At 63.4% G+C, this 23,475-nt stretch carries 20 protein-coding genes; 9 read left to right on the forward strand and 11 right to left on the reverse strand.

Annotated features, from left to right (window positions below; all coding sequences use genetic code 11):
• Window positions 1–50 precede the first annotated feature (50 nt).
• Genes M2396_RS02030 through M2396_RS02040 form a run of 3 tightly spaced genes read right to left on the reverse strand, consistent with a single transcriptional unit; the run spans window position 51 to window position 5,176 of the window.
• Window positions 51–2,435, reverse strand: coding sequence for a hybrid sensor histidine kinase/response regulator (locus M2396_RS02030; protein ID WP_259072529.1), 2,385 nt, complete (start codon window positions 2,433–2,435; stop codon window positions 51–53).
• A gap of 11 nt (window positions 2,436–2,446) precedes the next feature.
• Complete coding sequence (locus M2396_RS02035; RefSeq protein ID WP_101320970.1) at window positions 2,447–2,908, reverse strand: response regulator; 462 nt, start codon at window positions 2,906–2,908, stop codon at window positions 2,447–2,449.
• Between the two features lie 15 nt (window positions 2,909–2,923).
• Entirely contained in the window at window positions 2,924–5,176 is a 2,253-nt protein-coding gene (locus M2396_RS02040) for an ATP-binding protein (RefSeq protein WP_409035071.1), read from the reverse strand.
• 345 nt (window positions 5,177–5,521) lie between these two features.
• On the opposite strand from M2396_RS02040, the gene M2396_RS02045 reads away from it, so the two are divergent.
• From M2396_RS02045 to M2396_RS02075, 7 genes are all read left to right on the forward strand, one after another.
• Window positions 5,522–6,028 carry a spore coat U domain-containing protein gene (locus M2396_RS02045; protein WP_188036386.1) on the forward strand — a complete coding sequence of 169 codons (507 nt, stop codon included), beginning with the start codon at window positions 5,522–5,524 and terminating at the stop codon, window positions 6,026–6,028.
• A gap of 30 nt (window positions 6,029–6,058) precedes the next feature.
• The gene (locus tag M2396_RS02050; protein WP_101320964.1) at window positions 6,059–6,589 is read left to right on the forward strand and encodes a spore coat U domain-containing protein; all 531 of its coding nucleotides are present in this window, start codon (window positions 6,059–6,061) and stop codon (window positions 6,587–6,589) included.
• 17 nt (window positions 6,590–6,606) lie between these two features.
• Entirely contained in the window at window positions 6,607–7,140 is a 534-nt protein-coding gene (locus tag M2396_RS02055; protein WP_259072531.1) for a spore coat U domain-containing protein, read from the forward strand.
• 3 nt (window positions 7,141–7,143) lie between these two features.
• Window positions 7,144–7,647 carry a spore coat U domain-containing protein gene (locus M2396_RS02060; protein ID WP_259072532.1) on the forward strand — a complete coding sequence of 168 codons (504 nt, stop codon included), beginning with the start codon at window positions 7,144–7,146 and terminating at the stop codon, window positions 7,645–7,647.
• A gap of 36 nt (window positions 7,648–7,683) precedes the next feature.
• Window positions 7,684–8,460 carry a molecular chaperone gene (locus M2396_RS02065; protein WP_259072533.1) on the forward strand — a complete coding sequence of 259 codons (777 nt, stop codon included), beginning with the start codon at window positions 7,684–7,686 and terminating at the stop codon, window positions 8,458–8,460.
• A 77-nt stretch (window positions 8,461–8,537) separates the two neighbouring features.
• Window positions 8,538–10,859, forward strand: coding sequence for a fimbria/pilus outer membrane usher protein (locus tag M2396_RS02070; RefSeq protein ID WP_259074208.1), 2,322 nt, complete (start codon window positions 8,538–8,540; stop codon window positions 10,857–10,859).
• Window positions 10,856–11,824, forward strand: a complete 969-nt coding sequence (locus M2396_RS02075) for a spore coat U domain-containing protein (protein WP_259072534.1) — start codon at window positions 10,856–10,858, stop codon at window positions 11,822–11,824. The genes M2396_RS02070 and M2396_RS02075 overlap by 4 nt, the downstream gene beginning before the upstream one ends.
• Here M2396_RS02075 and M2396_RS02080 read toward each other — a convergent pair whose 3' ends face one another.
• The 3 genes from M2396_RS02080 to M2396_RS02090 form a co-directional block, all read right to left on the reverse strand.
• Window positions 11,825–12,973, reverse strand: a complete 1,149-nt coding sequence (locus M2396_RS02080; protein WP_150573163.1) for a carboxypeptidase family protein — start codon at window positions 12,971–12,973, stop codon at window positions 11,825–11,827.
• A gap of 161 nt (window positions 12,974–13,134) precedes the next feature.
• Window positions 13,135–13,641, reverse strand: coding sequence for a sigma factor-like helix-turn-helix DNA-binding protein (locus M2396_RS02085; protein ID WP_220634028.1), 507 nt, complete (start codon window positions 13,639–13,641; stop codon window positions 13,135–13,137).
• 431 nt (window positions 13,642–14,072) lie between these two features.
• A complete protein-coding gene (locus M2396_RS02090) occupies window positions 14,073–14,378 on the reverse strand; it encodes a DUF6124 family protein (protein ID WP_101320948.1) in 306 nt (101 codons plus the stop codon).
• Window positions 14,379–14,475: 97 nt separating this feature from the next.
• Between M2396_RS02090 and M2396_RS02095 the strand changes: the two genes are divergently transcribed.
• A complete protein-coding gene (locus M2396_RS02095) occupies window positions 14,476–15,183 on the forward strand; it encodes a LexA family transcriptional regulator (protein ID WP_259072536.1) in 708 nt (235 codons plus the stop codon).
• A 50-nt stretch (window positions 15,184–15,233) separates the two neighbouring features.
• On the opposite strand, the gene M2396_RS02100 is transcribed toward M2396_RS02095, so the two are convergent.
• The 5 genes from M2396_RS02100 to M2396_RS02120 form a co-directional block, all read right to left on the reverse strand.
• Complete coding sequence (locus M2396_RS02100; protein WP_259072537.1) at window positions 15,234–17,183, reverse strand: acetyl/propionyl/methylcrotonyl-CoA carboxylase subunit alpha; 1,950 nt, start codon at window positions 17,181–17,183, stop codon at window positions 15,234–15,236.
• The gene (locus M2396_RS02105) at window positions 17,180–17,992 is read right to left on the reverse strand and encodes a gamma-carboxygeranoyl-CoA hydratase (protein WP_101320941.1); all 813 of its coding nucleotides are present in this window, start codon (window positions 17,990–17,992) and stop codon (window positions 17,180–17,182) included. The genes M2396_RS02100 and M2396_RS02105 overlap by 4 nt, the downstream gene beginning before the upstream one ends.
• Before the next feature lie 4 nt (window positions 17,993–17,996).
• Complete coding sequence (locus M2396_RS02110) at window positions 17,997–19,604, reverse strand: carboxyl transferase domain-containing protein (RefSeq protein WP_259072538.1); 1,608 nt, start codon at window positions 19,602–19,604, stop codon at window positions 17,997–17,999.
• Between the two features lie 18 nt (window positions 19,605–19,622).
• Entirely contained in the window at window positions 19,623–20,786 is a 1,164-nt protein-coding gene (locus tag M2396_RS02115) for an isovaleryl-CoA dehydrogenase (protein WP_101320936.1), read from the reverse strand.
• Between the two features lie 350 nt (window positions 20,787–21,136).
• Window positions 21,137–21,298 (reverse strand): hypothetical protein, encoded by a 162-nt coding sequence (locus M2396_RS02120; protein WP_181003808.1) that lies wholly within the window; start codon window positions 21,296–21,298, stop codon window positions 21,137–21,139.
• A 139-nt stretch (window positions 21,299–21,437) separates the two neighbouring features.
• Between M2396_RS02120 and M2396_RS02125 the strand changes: the two genes are divergently transcribed.
• A complete protein-coding gene (locus M2396_RS02125; RefSeq protein WP_259072539.1) occupies window positions 21,438–23,456 on the forward strand; it encodes an alpha-1,4-glucan--maltose-1-phosphate maltosyltransferase in 2,019 nt (672 codons plus the stop codon).
• Window positions 23,457–23,475 lie beyond the last annotated feature (19 nt).

Here is a 23,475-nt window from a genome sequence, read left to right on the forward strand (position 1 = left end):
AACGCTACCCATCCGTATTGCAGTTGCTGAGCAACGGCCGAGCGCGGTGCTCAGACCGCGCCCAGCAAATCGTCCAGGGTTTTCGCCAGCAGTTGATCCTGTACCGGTTTCTGAATGACCACACTGTCGCCCAGCTCGAAGCCTTGCAGCTCGGCATAGCCCGTGAGAATCACCACCGGCAATTGCGGGAAGCGCTCACGCGCCGCCAACGCGAGCTGCGCGCCGTTGAATTCGGGCATGGCAAAGTCTGTCAGCAGCACATCGACGTGTTCATCGAGCAAGCACAGGGCCTGCTCGCCACCGTGCGCCTGGCGTACCTGATAACCGTGCGAGCGCAGTAGCTCGCCGATCATGTCGCGGACCAGGTGATCATCGTCCACCAACAGCACGGTGCGATCACGGCCCTCTGCCGAGAGGGCTGGCGCCGCAGGCGCCGCGGGTGCTTCGAAGGCTACAGGCTGCTTGACCGCAGGCAGGTAGACCGACACCAAGGTACCCTGGTCCGGCGCAGTATCGATAGACACGCCGCCGCCCGATTGTTTGGCGAAGCCGAACACCTGGGCCAGGCCAAGGCCCGAGCCTTTACCGATGTCCTTGGTGGTGAAGAATGGCTCGAATACCTTGCCGACTACCTCTTCACTCATGCCGCAACCGGTATCGCGAATCGACAGCATCACGTACTCGCCAGGCTCCGGGTCTTCCGGTCGCTGGGCGCGTTCTGTGATCAAGGTATTGCGCGTCGACAGGATCAGCTGGCCGCCATCGGCCATGGCGTCGCGGGCGTTGATCGCCAGGTTGAGAATGATCATCTCGGTCTGGGTCGGGTCAGTCAGTGCCTGCCAAAGGCTGGCATCCAGATCCAGGCGTACCGAGACATTGCCGCCCAAGGTGCGTCGCAGCAGCTCTTCCAGGCCGGTGAGGGTCTGGTTGAGGTTCAGCGGCACAGGCTCGAGCCGCTGGCGCCGGGAGAAGGCCAGCAACTGTGAGGTCAACTTGGCACCGCGCTCGCCAGCCTCGCGGATGTGCTTGAGGCGGCTGCGGGCCTTGTCGTAATTCTCTTTCTGCAGGTCACGCTCAAGGAAACTCGCGCCGGTCAGAATCACCGTCAGCAAGTTGTTGAAGTCGTGCGCGACCCCGGCAGTCAGCTGGCCGACTGCCTCCAGTCGCTGCATCTGCTGCAGCGCAGCTTCGATACGCTCGCGCTCATCGATCTGCTCGCGCAGGCGCATGTTGGCCTCGGCCAGGCCCATCGACGATTCGCGCTCACTGGTGATATCGCGGGCGACCACATAGAGCAGGGTGTCCTCGGGCACGATCACCCAGGACAACCAGCGCTGTTGGCCGCTGGCATGTTGAATCCGCCCTACAAAGCGGGCACTGGTGCGGCCCTGGCCGAGGGCGGCCAGCTCAGCGAGAAAGGCTTCCTGATCCGGCTCGGGTAGCAGCTGCAGCAGGGTGGTCTGGCTCAGGCGTTCACGCGAGATGCCCAGGCTGACTTCCCAGGCTGGGTTGAGCGCGACCGGGGTCAGGTCTCTGTTCAGTACCGCCAGCAAGTCCTGGGACAATTCCCATGAGCGATCGCGCTCCCGGGTACGCCGCTCGACCCGCTCGCCGAGCATCTCGTTGAGCTGCTTGAGCGCTGTGGTCGCCTGACGTTGTTCATGAATGTCCTGCAATACGCCGGAAAAGCGCACGCAGCGGCCGTCGACGAATTGGGTCTGGCCGCTCGAGAGCAACCAGCGCGGCTCGAGGCCGTCACGCTGATTGATACGAAACTCGACCCGGTAGTGACCGCCTGCCTGGGGCTGCATGACCTGCTCGACAGCGTCACGAACCAGCGCGACGTCTTCGGGATAGATGCCTGCGTAGAACACATCCAACGACATCTGAGTGTCGACAGGCAGGCCAAACAAGGTCTTGCAGCGGTCATCCCAGAGCAGCAGATCTTCCTGCGGGCGATAGTCCCAGGTACCCATGCCCGCAGCATCGATGGCAAACCGGGCGCGCGCCTCAAGCTCGGCCAGCGCTTCCTCGGCGCGGCGGCGGCGATGCCGTTCCTGCACTTCGGTCAGCGCCCGGCGTACGGCCTTGGGCAGCAGCGGCAGGTTCTTCTTCAGGACATAGTCGGTGGCGCCAAGGCGGATCATCTCCACCGCGTGCTCTTCACCATAAATGCCAGAGAGGAAGATGAACGGCACATCTGGCGCCAGCCGCTGAGCAATCGCCAGCACCTCGGTGCCGGACGAGCCAGGCAACACGCAATCGCACAGGATCAGGTCAAAACGGCCGTGGTGCAGCGCATGCTCGACGCCAATATGGTCGAACACCAGTTGCGACTCGATGTGCAGCCCGCTGCGCTCCAGGCGCAATAAGGTCAGCTCGGCATCCATCGAACTGTCTTCGACCATCAGTAGCTTGAGCGGGCCTGACAACATGCTAGTTGGACTCAATTGTTACCACGCCGAGTCAGCCGCAACGAGCCAGGCGGCGGTTCATTGAGGACGGCCCAGAAGATCCCCAGATCGGAGATGGCCGTAACAAATTCCTTGAACTCGACCGGCTTCACCACGTAGGCATTGACCCCGAGCTCATAGGCGCGCAGCAGATCGGGTTCTTCCCGCGAGGAGGTCAGCATCACCGTCGGGATGCTGCGCAGCTCTGGGGTTTCGCGCACCGCCTTGAGCACCTCCAGGCCATCCACCTTGGGCAGTTTCAGGTCGAGCAGAAGTACGGCCGGGTTGCCATCGTCGCGGTCGGCGTAACCGTTGCGGCGCAACAGGTAGTCGAGGGCGTCGGCGCCATCGCGCAGTACGATGACTTCGTTGGCCAGCTGGCTGCGCTCCAGCGCGACAAGCGTCAACTCCAGATCCCTGGGGTTGTCTTCGACCAACAAGATCGGTTTTAGCATGATGTGTACGTTACCTCAGGTGTTCGATGAATGACGCGGGAGGGCGAAATGGAACGACGCTCCCTGGTTGATCTCGCCGTCAGCCCAGACACGGCCGTCGTGACGTTCGATGATCCGGCGCACGCTGGCCAGGCCGATGCCGGTGCCTTCGAAGTCTTCCATGCGGTGCAAGCGCTGGAACACGCCGAACAGCTTATTGGCATAGGCCATATCGAAGCCGACGCCGTTGTCGCGTATATAGATTTCAGTCTCGTGCGGGTGTTGCTTGGCGCGGATCTCTATACGCGCAGGATCGCGGCCTCGGGTGTACTTGATCGCGTTGGCGATCAGGTTATGCAGTGCCATGTTGATGAACGCCGGGTCGGCGATCACCTTGGGCAGTTTTTCCACGTCCCAGATGATTGTACGGCCGGCAAAATCCGGTGTCAGCTCGTTGCGAATGGTGTCGACCAGGGCGTTCAGGTCGACATCCGACATGCGCAGGGCAGAGCGGCCCATCTGAGAGAAATTGAGCAGGTTGTCGACAAGTGTGCCAGCAAAGTGCGCGGCTTCTTCGATGTGCTTGAGGAAGCGCTGGCCGCGTTCGCTGAGGTTCTCGCTTTCGACTTCGGTGAGCAGTTCGGTGTAGCCGGCGATGTGCCGCAGCGGTGCGCGCAGATCGTGCGACACGCTGTAGGAAAACGCTTCGAGTTCCTTGTTCGACTGGCGCAGCTCACCGGCCAGTTGCGCCAGCTCTTCGGCTTTGCGCAGCACGATCCCCAGTACGGCTATGCGAAGTTCGGCCACGCCTTCGATGATCAGCGGGTCCCAAGATTCGCTGTAACCGCCAACGTCTTCCTGCCAGCGCTCGAAGCTGTGTCGCGGGTTGAGGTCGCCCGCGGCGCTGATGGCTTTTTCCGGGCGCCCGGCCCAGTTGACCGTGCGTACCTGCTCGGGGCGGAACCACACCAGATAGTGCGAGTGGATCTGCGAAATCGCCACCGCCAGCACACCGCCAACGTGCTTGGCCAGCTCTGGTAAGTCCTGGATGTCGCGGCGCACGTTGTCGGTGCTGAACACCGATTCGGCGTCTTGCTGTGACAGCCAGTGGACCAGCGCATTGACCTGCGCAGCGGGCGGCGTCACGCCGATCAGGTCGCAGCGCTCGGCACTGATGATCGCCGCGCCAGTGGCACCGGCAAAGTCCAGCAGGACCTGAGGCAAGGCCTTCAAACCAGCACTGACGCTGTCGTGGTCGGCCATCGAGGCCAGCATGCGCACGATGCGCTGGCGCATGTCGAGCATGGTCTGGGTGCCGGTGTGCGCTTCACGGGATTCGATCTGCAGCGACAGCACGCTGGCCAGCAGCTCGCAGGCCGTGCGAGTGGGCAGGTCGACGGCATGCGGCTGGTCGTGATGGCAGGAGATCAGCCCCCACAACTTGCCGTCTACGACGATCGACAAAGAGGTCGATGCCAGGGTGCCCATGTTGCGCATGTACTGTAGGTGCACCGGCGATACCGCGCGCAACGCCGCATAGCTCATGTCCAGCGGCTTGCCGGTGCGCGGGTTGCTGTGGGGATACAGCGGCGAGGCAATGTAGTTGGCATCTTCGATGACCCGAATCCGATTGACTCGGTACAACTCGCGGGCCTGGCGTGGAATATCGGAGGCCGGGAAGCACAGGCCCAGATAGCTCGGGTAGCCGGGGTCGGCGACCTCGGCAAGTACCTCGCCGTTGCCTTCGGCATCGAAGCGGTAGGCTTTGACCCTGCCAAAGCCGGTAATGCGTTTGATCTGCATGACCGACTGCTGCAACAGTTCGACGATGCAGCTGACCTTGTGCACGCTGCCGACGAAGGCGCGTACCAGCGGGTAGTAATCGCCATGCCCGGACGGGCCGCTGGCCGTGCGGATCGGTTCGAATTCGGTGATCAGGACCTGGTCGTGACGATGCACCAGCACGCGCATGTGGCTGCAGTCTGGGCTGGGCTGGCGTAGTTCAACGTCGCCGATATGAAACGGGAATACCTCATCGACCGGCAGATACTTCATCTGTGCACGCAGGTCGAAACTGTCGCTGATCAGATCGGCGAAGGTGCGCCCAAGCAGCTCGGGCGCCGCAGACCCAAGCCAGCGCTCAGCGTTCTCGCTGGCTTGCAGCACGCACAGGTCCTGCTCGTCGAGTACCAGCATGAAACCCTGCGGCTGGATGCTGCCGGGGACCTGAATAGGCTCCTGGGCGCAGCGCTCGACAGCCTGGTCGAATGCGGTGGGGGCAGTTGTCAAAGCGGTACTCCTGGTGATTCTGTCCTCGCCCGGCGGAAAGCGCATGGCATAGGCTGTTGCTGCTGCAAAAGTATCAGATTGTCGGCTGCTTTGCCGGCATATGGCCATTTGAGGTCTGATTAGTTCAGGGGTTCGCCGTTTGAGTACAAAAATAGCGTGCAGTGCTGTGAAAGGTGCGGAACGGGGGTCTTTAACGCGGCAAATAGCCACCTAAGCCATTGTTGTTAATGCCAATGAAGGGTAGGGCAAACCCGGCGGGATCAGACTGCGCTGCTACCCTCAAGGTCATAGCCTGGAAACAGGGCCTGAAACAGGGATAGTGCGGTGGAAGTACGCGGAGTGGCCATGTGGTCGGGGCTGTTGTTGAGCGTGAACAGCCTGGCGGCGGACTTTCTGGTCGAGGTGCGGGTGCAGGTCGAGCGTGGTTGCATGCTGGTCAACCAACCCCGCGATGCGGCGGCGCAAGCATTGGGCCAGATCGACCTGGGCAGCGCAGCACGCCTTGACGGCGCCGCTGCGCCGCTGACTGGCGTGCTGCTCAGCCCTCGGCCACCACGGCTCGAATGCAACCCGGACACGCCTTATCAAATCCGCGTCGACGGCGGCCTGCATGGCGGCGTAGGCGAGCTGCGCTTCCTGGCCAGCGCGGATGCGCAAGCCAGGCCCATTCCCTATCGGCTTTACAGCGACGCAGGCTGGCGCCAGCCGCTGAGTGTTGGCAGCGCACAATCGGCGCGGGTGCCAGACAGTGGCTCGGTCGAATTGCCGCTGTATGCGCGCATCGACAGCCTGGCCTGGGTGCCACGGCCTGGCCTGTACGCCGACTTGTTGAAAGTCACGGTCACCTGGTAGGGGCATCGCCATGAGCAAGGAGGCTACGTCATGAGTCGCACCAGCATTCTGCTCCTGAGCCTGGGCCCGCTGCTGCTGCCAGGCGCCGTGCATGGCAGCACCACCGGGGTCATCGAAGCGCGCCTGGTGATCCGTGCCGCGTGCCAGATCAGCAGCGACCAGCCACCGGCGACGCTGGGTACGCCAGGGGTCATGGACTTTGGTTCGCGCGGGCCGAGCTGGCAGGAGCCGTTGCAGGGCAAGGTCGACGAAATCGCAGGCGATGGTGGCCTGCAGATCAGTTGCACGCCGTCGGTGCGCGCCTTCAGCGTGCGCATCAATGCTGGCCAGAACGGTGGCGATGGTGTGCGCCGGCTGAGCAACGGTCGCGAGATGATCCCTTACCAACTGGCGGTCGATCCCAGCGGCAACAGCCGTTACCCGGTAGGCCAGGCGCGCACCTTCACCGTCAACAGCAGCCAGCAGATCCCGATTCCGATCTACGGCGTGGTCATCGCGCAGCCGCGCGCGCTGCCCGCCGGGCTTTACCGCGACACCCTCAGCGTGACCCTGGACTGGTAACACCCAAGGAGAATCCGATGCGCACACACCTCACCTGCTCAGTACTCGCCGGGCTCGCCCTGGCGCTGGCGTCCCAGGCTCAGGCAGCCACCGTGACCGGGACCATCAACTCGACCCTGACCCTGATCGCCGCCTGCCAGGTCAACGGCAGTGCCGGTACCTCCGGGGTCAACTTCGGTAACCTCAACTTCGGTACTCAGGACGCCTTGTTCGGTACCGCCAATGCCCAGGTCATGGGCCCGGGTGGCGGCGCCATGAGCATCCTCTGCTCGAATGGCACCGGGGCGTCAATTCGCGTGCGCGCCGGCGCTCATGATGGCTTGTCGACGGGAGGGACGCGGGCGCTGGCCGACGGCAATGGCAACTTCGTGCCGTATGACTTCTATACCGATGCCGGACACACCGTGCCGCTGGCCATCGACGGCAGCATCGCCGTGCCGACCAGTACCGGCGTTGCCCAGACCGTCAACCTGTACGGCCAGGCCAAGGGCAAGGCTGGCCTGCCGGCGGGCACCTACACCGACACGGTTGCCGTCGAGCTGACGTTCTGAGCCATGAATCGCTGGGTTCGCGCAACCACGGCGGGGCTGGGGCTGGTGCTGGCGTTGCCGTTGGATGCAGCGACCACCAGTACCTTTCAGGTCAGCGCGCAGGTCGTGGCCGGCTGCCTGGTGGTGGGCGGGGTGAGCGCTTACGGCAGCCTCGACTTCGGCACGCAATCAGCCCTGTCCAAGGCCAGCGTCAGCGCAGCGCTGGGTGGCAGCACGGTGAGCTTTCAGTGCACGCCGGGGGTGGCATTGAGCATGGCCTTGGACGGTGGCCAGAACAACAGCGGCGGGACCCGCAACCTGAAGCACAGCGGTGGTACGCAACTGCTCGCCTACCAGCTGTATCGCGACGCCGGCTTCAGTCAGAGCCTTGCAATCGGCCAGGTGACGTCGGTCAGCTACAGCGACCCGACGGCGATCAAGCTGCCGGTTTACGGTCGCACGCAGCTGCCGGGGACATTGCCGGCAGGTACCTATACCGATGTCGTGCAGGTCACGGTGACCTGGTGAACGCAGGGATCAACACAACAAACCAAGGAGAATGGCATGGGGGCAGGCGCGAAGTGGGCGCAAGCAATAGTCGTTGGCTTGCTGCTGGCCAGTCAGCCAGCGGCGGCGGCAACCTCGGTGCTGATCTGGCCAATTGACCCGGTGCTGGAGGCAGATCAGAAGGCGGGGGCGCTGTGGCTGGAAAACCGCGGCACTACGCCGGCCAACCTGCAGGTGCGTGTATTTGCCTGGCGCCAGGGCGGCTTTGAGGAGCAGTTCCAGGCCCAGCGCGAGATTATCGGCAGCCCGCCGGTGGCGAATATCGCGCCGGGGCAAAAGCAGCTGATCCGGCTGACCCGTACCGGCAGCTCGCCGGCCGGTCAGGAGCAGGCCTACCGCATCATCATCGACGAAATCCCCTCACCCTTGCCGGTCGATGCCAGTACTCAGGCACCAACGGCGGCGATCCGCCTGCAGATGCGCTACTCGGTGCCGTTGTTCGTGTATGGCGAAGGCCTGTGGGGCAAACCCGACCCGGAAGGCAAGCGCAGCGCCGATGGAGTCGGCAAGCCGCAGCTGAGCTGGCGCGCGGTCAATGTGCAGGGCAAGCCCTTCGTCGAGCTGCGCAACAGCGGCCCGGTCCACGCGCGCCTGACCGACGTAGTGCTGCAGCAGGCCGGCCAGGACAAGCCGGTGGTTGAAGGCCTGCTTGGCTATGTGCTGCCCGGCGCCAGCATGCGTTGGCCAGTGCCCGCAGTCCCCACCGGAGCGAGTGTGCTCAAGGGCCGGGTCAACGGACAGGACGTGGCCCAGGCCATCAGCCCGGGCAAGTGAAACTTCGATGAATCGACGTCAGGGGCCACGGAGGACCCGACAATGGCTGGAAGCCGTGTGTGAAATGGCTGTCGTGGATGGCCCATCAGGTGTGCCTAGGCTTGCTGCTGGGGCCACAGCTGGCGCTGGCCAACGGCCTGCCGCCGCCACCGAGCGAGAGCAGCGCGGTCACCGATGCCACGCTGTACCTCGACCTGCTGGTGAACCAAATGCCCAGGGCTGAGCTGGTGCCCGTGCAGCAACGCGCCGGGCGCTTGTTTATCGCCAGTGAGGTGCTCACTGCAGCGGGCATCAGCCTGCCGGGGGTTACTCAGGGTGAGGTGGCGCTGGATACTTATGCCGACCTGCATGCCGACTACGACAGCGCCAACCAGCGCCTGCTGTTGCAGGTACCCGCTGCCTGGTTGCCGCTGCAGCGGGTTGGCGAGCGCGGCCTGTATGCGGCCAGCGACGCCCGCAGCAGCTTCGGCGCGCTGCTCAACTACGACGTCTACCTGAATGACACCGATGAGAGCGGCACCTACCTGGCCGCCTGGAACGAGCTGCGTCTGTTCGACAGCTGGGGCACGTTCAGCACCACCGGCCAGTGGCGCCAGGCCTTCAACAGCGCACCGCAGGCCGATACCCGTCAGAGATTTCTGCGCTACGACACGACCTGGCGCTATACCGACGAGCAACGCCTGCTGACCATCGAGGCCGGTGACCTGGTCACCGGCGCCTTGCCCTGGACCAGCTCGGTGCGGCTCGGCGGCCTGCAGCTGTCGCGTGATTTTGCCGCTCGCCCGGACCTGGTCACCTACCCGCTGCCGGCCTTTGCCGGCGAGGCGGCGGTGCCGACGTCGCTGGACCTGTTCATCAACGGCTACAAGGCGAGCACCACCGACCTGCAACCTGGGCCATACACCCTGACCAACGTGCCGTTCATCAACGGTGCCGGCGAAGCGGTGGTGGTGACCACCGACGCCCTCGGCCGCCAGGTGTCTACCACGCTGCCGTTCTACGTCACCAGCAGCCTGCTGGGTAAAGGCCTGAGCGACTTTTCCCTGGCGGCCGGCAGCCTGCGCCGCGACTACGGCGTACGTGATTTTGGCTACGGCACAGGCGTTGCCAGCGCCAGCCTGCGCCACGGTGTCAGCGACAGCTTTACCCTCGAGGGCCATCTGGAGACCGCCGAGACCCTCGCCCTCGGCGGCCTGGGTGGCAATCTACGGCTGGGCAATTTTGGCGTGCTCAATGCGGCGTTGGCGCAAAGCCGTTTCGACGGCGAGCAGGGCCAGCAGGTTGCACTGGGGTATCAATACAACAGCCAGCGCCTCGGTTTCAGTTACCAGCGCCTGCAGCGCCATGGCGACTACGCCGACCTGTCGCGGGTCGACACGCCCTATACGCAGCTGTCCAAGCGAAGTGAACAGGTCACCCTGAGTCTGAACCTTGAGCGCTATGGCAGCCTCGGTGCCGGCTATTTCGATGTGCAGGCCGCAGACGGCTCGCGTACCCGTCTGCTCAACCTGAGCTGGAGCCGCTCGTTGTGGGGCAATAGCAGCTTGTACCTGTCGGCCAACCGCGAGATCGGCGAAAGCCAGTGGGCCATGCAGGCGCAGCTGGTGATCCCGTTCGACCTGCATGGCAACCTGGCCCTGAGCATGGAGCGCAGCCAGGATGGCAGCCGCCAGCAGCGGGTTAACTACAGCCGCGCCGTACCGGTGGGTGGCGGTGTCGGTTTCAATCTCGGTTATGCCGATGGCGACCGCGAAGCCTATCGCCAGGCTGACGCGACCTGGCGCCTGCAGTCGGTGCAGTTGCAGGCTGGCACCTATGGCAGTAGTGACGCCATGACCCGCTGGGCCGACGCCAGCGGTTCGCTGGTATGGATGGACGCCGGCCTGTTTGCCGCCAACCGGATTGACGATGCCTTTGTAGTTGTCAGTACCGACGGTTACGCCGATGTCCCGGTGCGCTACGAGAATCAGCTGGTCGGCCGCACTGACCGCAATGGCCACTTGTTGGTGCCTTACAGCAGCGGTTACTACCGCGGCAAGTATGAGATCGATCCAATGGAGCTGTCGGCCGATGTGCTGGCACCGCAGGTCGAGCAGCGGGTCGCCGTGCGCCGGGGTAGCGGCTACTTGCTGGAGTTCCCGCTTAAGCGGGTGCTGGCGGCGAGCATCGTGCTGGTTGACGCGCAGCAGAACAACCTCAAGCTGGGTAGCCGGGTGACCCATCAGCAGAGCGGCAGCCTGGCGGTGGTCGGCTGGGACGGCCTGGTGTATCTGGAGAACCTCTCGGCGCACAACACCCTGCAGGTCGAGCTGGCCGAGGGCGGCCAGTGCCAGGTGGCCTTTGATCTGCCGGAAGGGCAGGGGCCGGTGCCGTTGATTGGCCCGCTGGTGTGTCAATGAACCGCTTTGCAGGGGCAGTGGCGCTGCTCGCGACGGTGATGGCGGCGCCGGCCTGGGGCCTGTGCAATGTGATCGATACCCTGCCGGCGAGCTTCGGCACGGTCAATTCGACCCTGGTGCGCGGCACTGTGCAAAGCGCCTCGAGCACCAATGCCGGTTTGCAGTGCACCGGTTCTTTGCTCAGTCTGCTGAGTTCGGGCGATCACTTCTACGCAACCATCACCTCCAGCACCAGCGGGCTGGTTGGGCCAACCGGTGATGTGATCCCTTACACCTTGTATGCCAACAACAGCACGAGCTTTCCGATCACCCGTGGCGTGGCGTTCGACTTCGCCCGCAATGGCATCCTCGACCTGCTTGGCCTGCTGAATGGCACCACACCCAAGACCGTGCCGCTGTATGTGAAGACCAACCTGGGTGCCAACGTTGCTGCGGGCCTGTACCAGGAAACCCTGACCATCGCCTGGGTCTGGGACTACTGCTCTGGCATCAGTGCCGGCACGATTTGCCTGGGCCGCGACAAGGGCAATGGCAGCCGTACCCTCAACGTCAGCCTGACGGTAAGCAATGACTGCCAGATCACCACCCCGAACATTGTCTTCAACAGTGCGCCGGTGGTCAGTGCGTTTACCACGGTCAACCAAAGCATCAACATCTCCTGCACCAAGGGCAGCAACTACACCGTTGGCCTGGATGATGGGGTAAGCCCAGCTGGCGGCCGTCGGCGGATGAAATCACCGGCCAATAACTATCTGGCCTATGACATTTTCAAGAGCGCCGGCAGCGAGCGCTGGGGCTCGCTGAATACAGCTAGGCGTGCGAGTACCGATGCCAACGTCAACCCGGGCGCAGGCACTGGCACCGGTAGCCAGATTTTCAACTACAACGCGCGGGTCTACAGCGATCAGCCGACGCCGCCGGCTGCGACCTACAGCGACAGCGTGATTCTGGATGTGCAGTTCTAGCTAGCGTAGATCGCGCGCGATTTTCGCCAACGTCTCCAGTACCGCACCGGCCAAGTCCTTTGAGCGCTGTCCAGACCAGCCCGTCTGCACATTGGGCGCGTCGTCGTGGTCCTTGAAGGGCATCTCCAGGGTCAGTGAGAGGCAGTCGTACTGTTGCCCGACAGCGTTGCAGGCCAGGGTCATGTTGGCCTGAGCAGGCTGGTCGCGGGTATAGCCGTGGGTGGTCTGAAAGTCTGCGGTGATGCTGCACAAGGTGCTGCGGAACTGCTCCTCGAGTTTCGCCAGGCGTGGGGTGTAGCCTGGGTTGCCTTCGCAGGCGGCGGTGAACACGTGGGGGATCTCTTCGTCACCGTGCACGTCGATAAATGCATCGACGCCGTATTGCTTCATCTGTGCCTGGGCAAACAGCACCTCGGGGCTGGTGTCGACACTGGCTGACTGCCAGGCACGGTTCAGATCCTGGCCCTTGAAGTTGGTACGCAGATGGCCGAGGAAGGCGCCGTCCGGGTTCATGTTCGGGATCAGGTACAGGTCGGCTTGAGCGAGCAATGCCTGAATCTGCGTATCGTTGGCTTCGAGGCGTTCGATCACGCCCTCCATGAACCACTCGGCCATGTGCTCGCCCGGGTGCTGCTGGGCGATCAGCCAGAGCTTGCGCTTGCCGGGCGCACCGTCACCAGCGCGCAACAGGGGGATATCACGGCCCTGCACGCTGCGTCCATGGGCCAGCAACTCGACTCCCGGCAACTGCTGGGCGCGGTCGATCAATTGATTGTGGCGGGCACGCGAGTAGGGCTCGAAGTAGGCGAACCAGGCCTGCGGCTGAGTGGCCTGCAACTCAAAGTGCAGGGCCTCGCCGTCGAAGCGGCTGGGGACGCGGAACCACACCTGCTGATCATACGAGGCCACGGCCTGATAACCGCTCCAGGCATTGGGATAGGAAGACTGGCTGGCGTTGTCGAGGCTGAACCGGTGAGTGTGGCCAGGCGTCAGGCCATCTACCTTGAAGTGAAACCACTGGAAGTGGCCACTGTGGCTGTCCGGGCGAATGGCCAGATGCACCTGCTCTGGATTGCTGGCGTCGAGCACCTGAATATTGCCGGAATCGAAAGCGCAGTCGATGGTTACAGCGGGCGACGTCACGGTCATTGCCAGGCTCCTGTGGCTTTTTTTGTGACGGTTACTCTACACCGCTCGCAGCGCCGGCTGGGACTGCAAATGTGTTGCCGGTTGGCAGGGGGTGTTTCATCGAGTGTCGGCATTGCTCGGCAACGCAGCCAGGCCGCGCTTGGCTCAAGGGCTGGATTTACTCACACCCAGTACGCCATCGCCAGCAGGGCGGCCAGGCCCAGGCCGGCCGCGATCGAGCAACCGCCCAGTGACAGCGCTGCCTGACCATGCCGGTACCAACCGTCCTGCCCCAGTTGACGTGCCGGGGCGAGCAGGCGGCGCCAGTGCAGTTCGGTCTGATGGAAGGCCTGCAAGTGCTCGTCGGCGGCGTCCAGCCAGCGGCGGAAGTCGATCCGCTCGCTGGCACTGACCTGTGGGTTTTGCAGGCGCACATACCAATGGCCGGCGGCGCTGGCAAAGCTGTCAGGCCGAGCCTGAGTGCCCTGCAACGCTTGATGCATGTGGCGTTCGACCGTGTGTACGCTGAGATCGAGGCGCTCGGCGATGGCGGCGAACGGCAGTTGTTCGAGGCGGCTGAGCAGAAATACTTGTTGCACCCGCCGCGGTAGACGGCGCAGACGGTGCAGCAAGGCGTCTTCATCGGTATGGCTGTGCAGGTGCTGTTCAAGGGGCAGCAGGCGGGTCATGGGTGGCTCCTTGCTCAGGTGTAGGGGTGGGGGCATCTTCCCTGATGCGCAAACAGCTTAATCTTAACGAGATTGATTCTCAAGTGCTGTTTGCGTAAAAGGCTGTTACATCCATTCACCTGTAGAAACACTTTTGCTATGATCGCGGCCATCAAGCGGTACCCATCTTCATTAGCCTGAAGACCAAAAAAAAGACCCGGCAAAAAGCCGGGTCAAAAACCGTGATTAGCCTGATGAGGAGATAATCTGAGAGTCCGACCTAAGGTCTCCAGGTTATCCAGCGGGTCTCGCGACCTGCTGAGTGCAATAATAATCGTTATCATTTGCCAGTCAAACGATATTTGTTGAAATCGGTAAAAAAATTACCTGCACTCCTCATCCTGTCCCGGCAATCGGGGCCATTGCCGTTACCTGGCGTTCACGTTCTTCTCTTATCTGTCGTCCGTCATTACTGCCTTTTTGTGTTCGAGCAGTGACCTTGCCATGTTCACCATATGCATCAGCGCCAGTGTCACCTCGCGGGTCATGCCGTCCTGGTGGGTGGCGGTTTCATGGGCCGTTGCCGCCGCGCAGCGCAGCAGGGCCAGCGCATGGTCATGGGCTTCGCCAATGGAAACCCCGGGCTGCAAGGTCCACACCTTGTTGTCCAGGTTGGGCCGCGGCGGGGTGGGGTTGAGGTAGTAGTCGAGCGCGCGGCGCGCAGCTTCACTGTCCAGATCTGTTTCGTCTTTTTTCATGGGGTTTCATCCTGATACCGGGAACGGCGCTGTGGGAAGGACTCTGCCTGATTCTAATACCCAATGTATTTATGTGCTTTCAAGGAAATACTACCTTATGTGTATTGAGCGTCTAGAGGCAGTCCGTATCGTGCCAGCGATGAATATGGATAAATGGATTGCCCTCATCCGTGACCGGATGGAGGAGCTCGACATCTCGCAGGAACTGCTCGCCGAACGCGTTGGCGTGTCCCAGGGCAGCATTGGCCACTGGCTGTGCAAACGCCGGCAACCACGGGTCGATTCGATGAACAAGGTGTTCGTCGAACTGGGCATGCCGCACTACCACGTCAGCCTGCAGTTGCAGGTGGCCGGGCAGATCGGTGAAGAGCGCGTGCGCTATGCCGTCGACGACAGCGTCGAAGATGAAGACTGGACCAAATACATAGTGTGCTTTCGTTACCCGCTGCTGACGTGGGATGCACTGGGCAGCGAGGTGGTAGCCGAACCTGCTGCCTTCGAGCAGACCGACTATCTGGCCAAGGGCAACGCCTGGTGGCTACCGGTTGAAAACGATGCGATGAGCGCAGTCAGTGGCAAGAGCGTTGCCGAGGGCATGCTGGTGCTGGTTGACAGTGGCGTTGCCGTGGAGCCAGGGCGCTTGGTTGTGGCCCGTCAACCTGGCAAATCGGCGATCTTCCGTCAGCTGACGGAGGAGGGTGGCCAACGCTACCTGAAGGCGCTAAATGGCAGCTACCCAACGCTGGTGTGCGAGGAGGGCTGTGAATTCCTTGGTGTCGTGGTGCGCGTGCACGGCATCTTCTGATCGGCGTGCTTCGTGGCGCCGCAAAGCGGGCCACGGAGCACGCACAGGCGTTACTCCAGCTCGACCAGTACCGCGCCCTCAGCGACCATGTCACCTTCTTCGCACAGCAGCGCTTTGACCGTACCCGCCTGGGCGGCGCGGATGCTGTGCTCCATCTTCATGGCCTCCAGCACCACCAGCGCAGTGCCGGCCTCGACCGCCTGTCCAGGCGCGACGAGCACCCGCACGATGCTGCCGTTCATGGGCGCACTCAGCCCACCGTGCTGGCTGTTGCTGGCCTCGGCTTCGGCAATCGGGTCGTAGGCGCTGACGGCATGCATGTCGCCGTCCCAGTGCAGGTACAGGGTGGCGCCACGACGAATCGCCAGATGGCGCCGGCGCACGCCGTCCAGATCCTGGCACAACTGCTCCCCCTCAAGGCGCAGGGTCGACGGTGCGCTGGCCTGCAGCGTCACGGCTTGAGACTGCCCGCCGCTGTGCAGGTGGACGCTGCTCTGGCTAGGCAGGCCCAGGCGCAGGCCAGTGCGTGCCGCCCACGGTGAGTCGGCGTCGTCATCACGAACCCGCGTGGCTTCGCTCTGCAGCCAGGCCTGTGCTGCGGCTTCCCAGAACTGCGCGGGCAGCTCACCAGCTGCCGGCAGCAATGCCTGCTGATGCCGGGGGATGAAGCCGGTATCCAGCTCGGCCGCAGCGAACGCCGGGTGCGCCAGGATCCGCCGCAGGAAGGCGATATTGGTCTTGACTCCGCCAATAGCGAATTCGTCGAGCATCGCCAACAAACGTAGACGCGCCTGCTCGCGGTCTTCACCCCAGGCAATCAGCTTGCCCAGCATCGGGTCATAGAACGGTGACACCTGGTCCCCTTCACTGACGCCGCTGTCGACCCGGCGGCCTTCGCCCGGCGCCGACTCGCGGTACAGCGCCAGGCGCCCGGTGGCTGGCAGAAACTCGTTGGCCGGGTCTTCGGCATACAACCGCACTTCAATCGCGTGGCCGCGCAGCGGCACCTGCGCCTGCGTGATCGGCAGCGGTTCGCCGCGGGCCACGCGGATCTGCCAGGCGACCAGATCGAGCCCGGTAATCGCCTCGGTCACCGGGTGCTCGACCTGCAGCCGGGTATTCATCTCCATGAAGAAGAACTCGCCGCGGGCATCGAGCAGAAACTCGACCGTGCCGGCGCCGACATAGCCAATTGCCTGTGCAGCGCGCACGGCAGCTTCGCCCATGGCTTTGCGTAGCTCCGGCGCCAAGCCGGGCGCTGGCGCTTCTTCGACGACCTTCTGATGGCGGCGCTGGATCGAGCAGTCGCGCTCGTTCAGGTACAGGCAGTTGCCGTGCTGGTCGGCAAACACCTGGATCTCGACGTGGCGCGGCTTGAGCAGGTACTTCTCCACCAGCATCTGCGCATTGCCGAACGAGGCCTGCGCTTCACGCTGAGCCGAGGCCAGCGCGTCGGCCAACTGGCTGACCTCTTCCACGACCTTCATGCCCTTGCCGCCGCCGCCGGCACTGGCCTTGAGCAACACCGGGTAGCCGATGCGCTCGGCGGCTTCGCGGAAGGTCTGCAGATCTTGCGCAGCGCCGTGGTAGCCGGGCACCAATGGCACGCCCGCGGCCTCCATCAGCGCCTTGGCCGCCGACTTGCTGCCCATGGCGTCGATGGCGCTGGCCGGTGGGCCAAGGAAGATCAGTCCGGCCTGCTCGATGGCTCGGGCAAAGCCGGCGTTCTCCGACAAAAAGCCGTAGCCTGGGTGGATCGCCTGGGCGCCGCTGGCTTTGGCTGCTGCCAGCAGTTTAGTGATATCGAGATAGCTCTCGGCAGCCTTGCTGCCCCCCAGATCAACGCGGATATCGGCCTCGCGGGCGTGCAATGCGTCGCGGTCGATGGCGCTGTGCACGGCGACACTGGTCAGGCCCATGGCTTTGGCGGTGCGCATCACCCGACAGGCGATTTCGCCGCGGTTGGCAACCAGCAAGGTAGTCAGGGTGGCGTGGCTCATGGGCGTGCTTCCTTGTCGGTGGGTTGCCAGGCGGGGCGGCGCTTGTCGAGGAAGGCGCGCAGGCCCTCCTGGCCCTCGGCGCTGACGCGGATGCGGGCAATGCTGTTTTCACAATAACGGCGTACTGCCGGAGTCAGCTCGCCGTGGCCGACCTCACGCAGCAGGTCCTTGCTGGCGCGCAGTGCCTGCGGGCTGTTGAGCAGCAGATTGTCGACCCAGGCCTCGACCTGCTGATCGAGTTGTTCCGCTGGGTAGGCTTCAGCCAGCAATCCCAGCTGCTGCGCACGCACGCCACTGAAGCGTTCGGCTGTCAGCGCATAACGGCGAGTGGCACGCTCGCCGATGGCCTTGACCACGAATGGGCTGATCACCGCCGGTGCCAGGCCGATGCGCACTTCCGACAGGCAGAACTGCGCATCCTCACTGCCGATGGCCATGTCGCAGCAACTGATCAGACCCAGGGCGCCACCAAAAGCGGCACCTTGCACCACGGCCAGGGTAGGCAGCTTGAGGTTGTACAGGTTGTACATCAGGTCGCCCAGTTGGTGGGCGTCGTCCAGATTGGTATTGAAGTCGAGCTGCGCCGATTGCTGCATCCAGGCCAGGTCGGCGCCGGCGCTGAAGTGCCGGCCACGGCCGCGCAGCAGCACGAAGCGCAAGCTTGGGTCGGCGCCGAGGCGGTCAACGGCGACGATCAGTTCGCGGATCATCTGCGCGTTGAAGGCGTTGTTCTTGTCGGCCCGGTTCAGCCACAGGGTGGCGAAGCCGCGTGGGTCCTTGATCAGTTCAAGGGTGCTGTAGTCGCTCATTGGGTCACATCCGGAAGATGCCGAAACGGCTCTGTTCGATCGGTGCATTGAGTGCGGCAGACAACGCCAGGCCCAGGACATCTCGGGTTTGCGCTGGGTCGATGACGCCGTCGTCCCACAGCCGCGCGCTGGAATAGTAGGGGTGGCTCTGGCGCTCGTACTGGTCAAGAATCGGCTGCTTGAGCGCGGCTTCGTCGGCACTGCTGAACAGCGCGCCGGCGCGTTCGCTCTGCTCGCGCTTGACCTGGACCAACACGCCGGCCGCCTGTTCGGCGCCCATCACCCCAATCCGTGCGTTGGGCCACATCCACAGCATGCGCGGGTCATAGGCGCGGCCGCACATACCGTAGTTGCCAGCGCCAAAGCTGCCGCCGATGATCACGGTGAATTTCGGCACCTGGGCGCAGGCCACCGCCGTCACCAGCTTGGCGCCGTGCTTGGCGATGCCGCCTTCTTCGTACTTCTTGCCGACCATAAAGCCGGTGATGTTCTGCAGAAACAGCAGCGGGATGCCGCGCTGACAGGCCAGTTCGATGAAGTGCGCGCCTTTTTGCGCGGCCTCGGCAAACAAGATGCCGTTGTTGCCCAGGATCGCCACCGGGTAGCCGTGCAGGTGGGCGAAGCCGCACACCAGGGTGGTGCCGAACAGCGCCTTGAATTCATCGAAGACCGAGCCGTCGACCAGCCGCGCAATTACCTCGCGCACATCGAACGGTTGCTTGGCGTCGGCCGGCACCACGCCATACAGCTCGTCTGCGCTGTACAACGGCGCAACCGGTGTGCGGCATTGCAGACGGCCGAGCTTGTGCCAGTTGAGGTTGGCCACGCTGCGCCGGGCCAGGGCCAGGGCGTGTTCGTCGTTGTCGGCGTAGTGGTCGGCAACGCCACTGATGCGGCAGTGCACGTCGGCGCCGCCCAGTTCCTCTGCGGTCACTACTTCGCCGGTAGCAGCTTTGACCAGCGGCGGCCCGGCGAGAAAGATCGTTGCCTGCTGGCGGACCATGATCGCCTCGTCAGCCATTGCTGGCACGTAGGCGCCGCCGGCGGTGCACGAGCCCATCACTACGGCGATCTGGGGGATGCCCAGGGCGCTCATGTTGGCTTGGTTGAAGAAGATCCGACCGAAGTGTTCGCGGTCCGGGAACACCTCATCCTGGCGCGGCAGGTTGGCGCCGCCGGAGTCGACCAGATAGATGCATGGCAGGCGGTTCTGCAGGGCGATGGTCTGCGCGCGCAGGTGTTTTTTCACCGTCAGCGGATAATACGAGCCGCCTTTGACCGTGGCATCGTTGGCCACGATCATGCACTCGACGCCCTCGACCCGACCGATGCCGGCGATCACGCCAGCGGCGGGCACGTCTTCGCCGTACACCTCGTAAGCGGCCAATTGGCCGATTTCAAGAAACGCTGAGCCAGCGTCGAGCAGGCGATCGATACGCTCGCGCGGCAACAGCTTGCCCCGCGCGGTGTGCCGCTCCTGGGCCTTGGCGCCGCCGCCCTGGCTGATCTGGGCGAGCAGGCTGCGCAGCGCCTGAATCTGTTCGAGCATGGCCGCGCTGTTGTCGGCAAACTCGGCAGAGCGCGGGTTGATCTGGGTGTGCAGAATAGCCATGGGCGCGGGTCCTTGTGCTCAGCGGGTTTCGTTGAACAGTTCGCGGCCGATCAGCATCCGGCGGATCTCGCTGGTGCCGGCGCCGATTTCGTAGAGCTTGGCATCGCGCAGCAGGCGGCCTGCCGGGAACTCGTTGATATAGCCGTTGCCGCCCAGAATCTGGATCGCCTCCAGCGCCATCTGCGTGGCGCGCTCGGCGCTGTAGAGGATCACCCCGGCGGCGTCCTTGCGCGTGGTCTCGCCACGGTCGCAGGCCTGCGCCACAGCATATAGATACGCCCGGCTGGCATTGAGCTGGGTGTACATGTCGGCGATCTTGCCCTGGATCAGCTGGAACTCGCCGATGCTCTGGCCGAACTGCTTGCGGTCATGGATATACGGCACCACCAGGTCCATGCAGGCCTGCATGATCCCGGTCGGGCCGCCGGAGAGCACTACGCGCTCGTAGTCGAGGCCGCTCATCAACACGCGCACGCCGCCATTGAGCTGGCCGAGAATGTTCTCCGCCGGCACTTCGACGTTGTCGAAGAACAGCTCGCAGGTGTTGGAGCCGCGCATGCCCAGCTTGTCGAATTTGCTGCTACGCGAGAAGCCCTTCCAGTCGCGCTCGACGATGAACGCGCTGATGCCATGGGCACCCTTGTCCAGGTCGGTCTTGGCGTAGATCACGTAGGTGTTGGCATCCGGGCCGTTGGTGATCCAGGTCTTGCTGCCGTTGAGTACGTAGTGATCGCCGCGCTGTTCGGCGCGCAGCTTCATCGACACCACGTCGGAACCGGCATTCGGCTCACTCATCGCCAAGGCACCGACATGCTCGCCGCTGAGCAGTTTGGGCAGGTACTTGAGCTTTTGCGCGTGGCTGCCGTTGCGGTTGATCTGGTTGACGCAGAGGTTGGAGTGGGCGCCGTAGGAGAGGGCCACCGAGGCCGAGCCACGGCTGATTTCTTCCATCGCCACGACGTGGGCCAGATAGCCCAGGCCGGCGCCGCCGTATTCTTCCGGCACGGTGATGCCGAGCAGGCCCATGTCGCCGAACTTGCGCCACATGTCGGCGGGGAACAGGTTGTCCTGGTCGATCTGTGCCGCGCGCGGGGCCAGTTCGGCAGCGACGAAGGCGCGGACCTGGTCGCGAAGCATGTCGATGGTCTCGCCGAGGGCGAAGTTCAGGCTGGGGTAATGCATGCTTGGGTACCTTTATTGTTCTTGAAACCATCACGCCCTGTGCAGGAGCGGCCTTGTGTCGCGAAAGGCCCGCAAAGCGGGCCCAGCAATCTCGGCGGCGAGGCTGCAATCTGGGGCCGCTACGCAGCCCTTTCGCGACACAAGGCCGCTCCTACACGGTGTGGTGCGGGTTGACGTTAACGTAAACCTGCGGCCAAGGGCTGTCAATCACGGCATCACCTTTACGTAAACGTTAGTCTGCTTGTGGAGGCTTTCCAAGCGTCTGAGCCATCAAAAAGGGCCGCAAAGCGGCCCTCGGGATATCACACCACAACAAACATAAACAGGCTCAGCGCGCCTGTTGACTATGCTCAAACCTTGACCGGCGGTTCCTCACTCGGCGGATCGCCCACCGTAGGCGGCATGGTCGGCTTGATCGGCAACTCATCGGGATCATCCTGCGGCACCGGCGGCGGCAAGCTTGGATCGTCGATGTTCGGATCGGGTGTCTCCGCCGGGATTGGAATGTTCATGGCCTGACCTCGCTGGGTAAATGAGGGATGCAAAGGCTTTGAACCACGCCTGCGCCATTTGCTCATTTTTTTTTGAACCCCCTACGCGTTCGACGGCTCTGAACCCTTACCGCCTCAAGCCCACAGGGAGCAAGGTCCGATGTCTCGCAACGAGCCCTTCGAAAGCGTGCCCATGGCCAATGACCACCCGGATCAGGCGATCAGCCTGGCCCAGGCGTTGCTGGCGCCGCGTCTGGTCATTGAAGACACCGCACCGGTACTCGACGGCGGCACCTTTGCCGCCAAGGCCATCAGCGGCCAGCCGGTGACGGTCAGCAGCAAAGTCTACAGCGACGGCCATGATCGGCTGATGGTGCTGCTGCACTGGCGTGAAGCGCGCAGCCGCGAGTGGCACAGTGTGCCGATGGAGGACGCCGGCAATGATCTGTGGCTTGGGCAATTCACCCCGACTGGATTGGGCCTGCACCTGTTCATCATCGAAGCCTGGATCGATCCGTACGCCACCTACTGCTACGACCTGGAAAAGAAATTCAACGCTGCGGTCGAGATCAAGCTGGAGTTGGAGGAGGGCCGCCTGCTGTTGGGCAAGGGCGCCGAGCGCACGGACGGCGCCTTGCGCGAGCAGATTCTGACGCTGCAATCGCGTCTGGCCGAGCTCGATGAGCAAGCCCAGGTTGCATTGCTGCTCGGCGAAGATGCGGCGCGCCTGATGGCCGAGGCCGAGCACCGCAGCTACCTGACCCGCAGTATCGAATTCCCTCTGGACGTCGATCGCCCGGCGGCGCAGTTCGCCAGTTGGTATGAGCTGTTCCCGCGCTCGACCACCGACGACCCGGCGCGCCACGGCACTTTCAACGACGTCCATGCGCGCCTGCCGATGATCCGTGACATGGGCTTTGATGTGCTGTACTTCCCGCCGATTCACCCGATTGGCCGCAGCCACCGCAAAGGCCCCAACAACTCACTGCAGGCCGGCCCTGATGACCCGGGCAGCCCGTATGCGATCGGTAGTGCCGATGGCGGTCATGACGCCATTCACCCGCAGCTGGGCAGCCGCGAAGACTTCCGCCGGCTGGTGGCTGCAGCCGCCGAGCACGGCCTGGAAATCGCCCTCGACTTCGCCATTCAGTGCTCACAAGACCACCCCTGGCTGGTCGAGCACCCCGGTTGGTTCAGCTGGCGCCCGGACGGCACCATCCGCTATGCGGAAAACCCACCGAAGAAATACCAGGACATCGTCAACGTCGACTTTTATGCCGCCGACGCCGTGCCCTCGCTGTGGCTGGCGCTGCGCGATGTGGTCATCGGCTGGGTCGAGCAGGGGGTCAAGACCTTCCGCGTCGACAACCCGCACACCAAACCGCTGCCGTTCTGGCAATGGCTGATCGCCAATGTGCGTAGCCAGTACCCTGACGTATTGTTCCTTGCCGAGGCCTTCACCAAACCAGCGATGATGGCCCGGTTGGGCAAGGTCGGCTATGCGCAGAGCTACACCTACTTCACCTGGCGCAACAGCAAGCAGGAGCTGCAGGAGTACTTCGAGACACTGAACCAGCCGCCATGGAGCCACTGCTACCGGCCGAATTTCTTCGTCAACACGCCGGACATCAACCCATTCTTCCTGCAGCGCTCGGGCCGTGCCGGCTTTCTGATTCGCGCCGCGCTGGCGACCATGGGCTCAGGGCTGTGGGGCATGTACTCAGGCTTTGAACTGTGCGAAGCGGCGGCGATTCCGGGCAAGGAGGAATACCTCGATTCGGAGAAGTACGAGATCCGCCCACGCGACTTCACCGCGCCCGGCAACATCATTGCCGAGATCGCCCAGCTCAACCGCATCCGCCGGCAAAACCCTGCCTTGCAGACGCACCTGGGCGTGGCGTTCTTCAACTGCTGGAACGACAACATCCTGTACTTCGCCAAGCGCACAGCTGACCGCGAAAACTACATTCTGATCGCGATCAGCCTGGACCCGGACAATGTCCAGGAGGCGAACTTTGAACTACCACTGTGGGAGCTGGGCCTGGATGAAAACGCTGACACCTACGGCGAGGACTTGATGAACGGCCACCGCTGGACCTGGCACGGCAAGACCCAGTGGATGCGCATAGACCCGAGTTATCAGCCGTTTGGTATCTGGCGTATCAGCGCCGCGCAGTAGCCTTGATCTCGTACAGGAG

The sequence above is a fragment of the Pseudomonas sp. BIGb0278 genome, assembly GCF_024809895.1.
Taxonomy (GTDB): domain Bacteria; phylum Pseudomonadota; class Gammaproteobacteria; order Pseudomonadales; family Pseudomonadaceae; genus Aquipseudomonas; species Aquipseudomonas shirazensis.

Coding starts and splice junctions, on each gene's coding strand:
- M2396_RS02120 (WP_181003808.1), bottom strand. CDS start 21,298: ATGAACATTCCAATCCCGGCGGAGACACCCGATCCGAACATCGACGAT.
- M2396_RS02115 (WP_101320936.1), bottom strand. CDS start 20,786: ATGCATTACCCCAGCCTGAACTTCGCCCTCGGCGAGACCATCGACATG.
- M2396_RS02085 (WP_220634028.1), bottom strand. CDS start 13,641: ATGACCCGCCTGCTGCCCCTTGAACAGCACCTGCACAGCCATACCGAT.
- M2396_RS02125 (WP_259072539.1), top strand. CDS start 21,438: ATGTCTCGCAACGAGCCCTTCGAAAGCGTGCCCATGGCCAATGACCAC.
- M2396_RS02055 (WP_259072531.1), top strand. CDS start 6,607: ATGCGCACACACCTCACCTGCTCAGTACTCGCCGGGCTCGCCCTGGCG.
- M2396_RS02105 (WP_101320941.1), bottom strand. CDS start 17,992: ATGAGCGACTACAGCACCCTTGAACTGATCAAGGACCCACGCGGCTTC.
- M2396_RS02060 (WP_259072532.1), top strand. CDS start 7,144: ATGAATCGCTGGGTTCGCGCAACCACGGCGGGGCTGGGGCTGGTGCTG.
- M2396_RS02080 (WP_150573163.1), bottom strand. CDS start 12,973: ATGACCGTGACGTCGCCCGCTGTAACCATCGACTGCGCTTTCGATTCC.
- M2396_RS02045 (WP_188036386.1), top strand. CDS start 5,522: ATGTGGTCGGGGCTGTTGTTGAGCGTGAACAGCCTGGCGGCGGACTTT.
- M2396_RS02050 (WP_101320964.1), top strand. CDS start 6,059: ATGAGTCGCACCAGCATTCTGCTCCTGAGCCTGGGCCCGCTGCTGCTG.
- M2396_RS02095 (WP_259072536.1), top strand. CDS start 14,476: ATGTGTATTGAGCGTCTAGAGGCAGTCCGTATCGTGCCAGCGATGAAT.
- M2396_RS02110 (WP_259072538.1), bottom strand. CDS start 19,604: ATGGCTATTCTGCACACCCAGATCAACCCGCGCTCTGCCGAGTTTGCC.
- M2396_RS02100 (WP_259072537.1), bottom strand. CDS start 17,183: ATGAGCCACGCCACCCTGACTACCTTGCTGGTTGCCAACCGCGGCGAA.
- M2396_RS02035 (WP_101320970.1), bottom strand. CDS start 2,908: ATGCTAAAACCGATCTTGTTGGTCGAAGACAACCCCAGGGATCTGGAG.
- M2396_RS02090 (WP_101320948.1), bottom strand. CDS start 14,378: ATGAAAAAAGACGAAACAGATCTGGACAGTGAAGCTGCGCGCCGCGCG.
- M2396_RS02075 (WP_259072534.1), top strand. CDS start 10,856: ATGAACCGCTTTGCAGGGGCAGTGGCGCTGCTCGCGACGGTGATGGCG.
- M2396_RS02065 (WP_259072533.1), top strand. CDS start 7,684: ATGGGGGCAGGCGCGAAGTGGGCGCAAGCAATAGTCGTTGGCTTGCTG.
- M2396_RS02070 (WP_259074208.1), top strand. CDS start 8,538: ATGGCCCATCAGGTGTGCCTAGGCTTGCTGCTGGGGCCACAGCTGGCG.
- M2396_RS02030 (WP_259072529.1), bottom strand. CDS start 2,435: ATGTTGTCAGGCCCGCTCAAGCTACTGATGGTCGAAGACAGTTCGATG.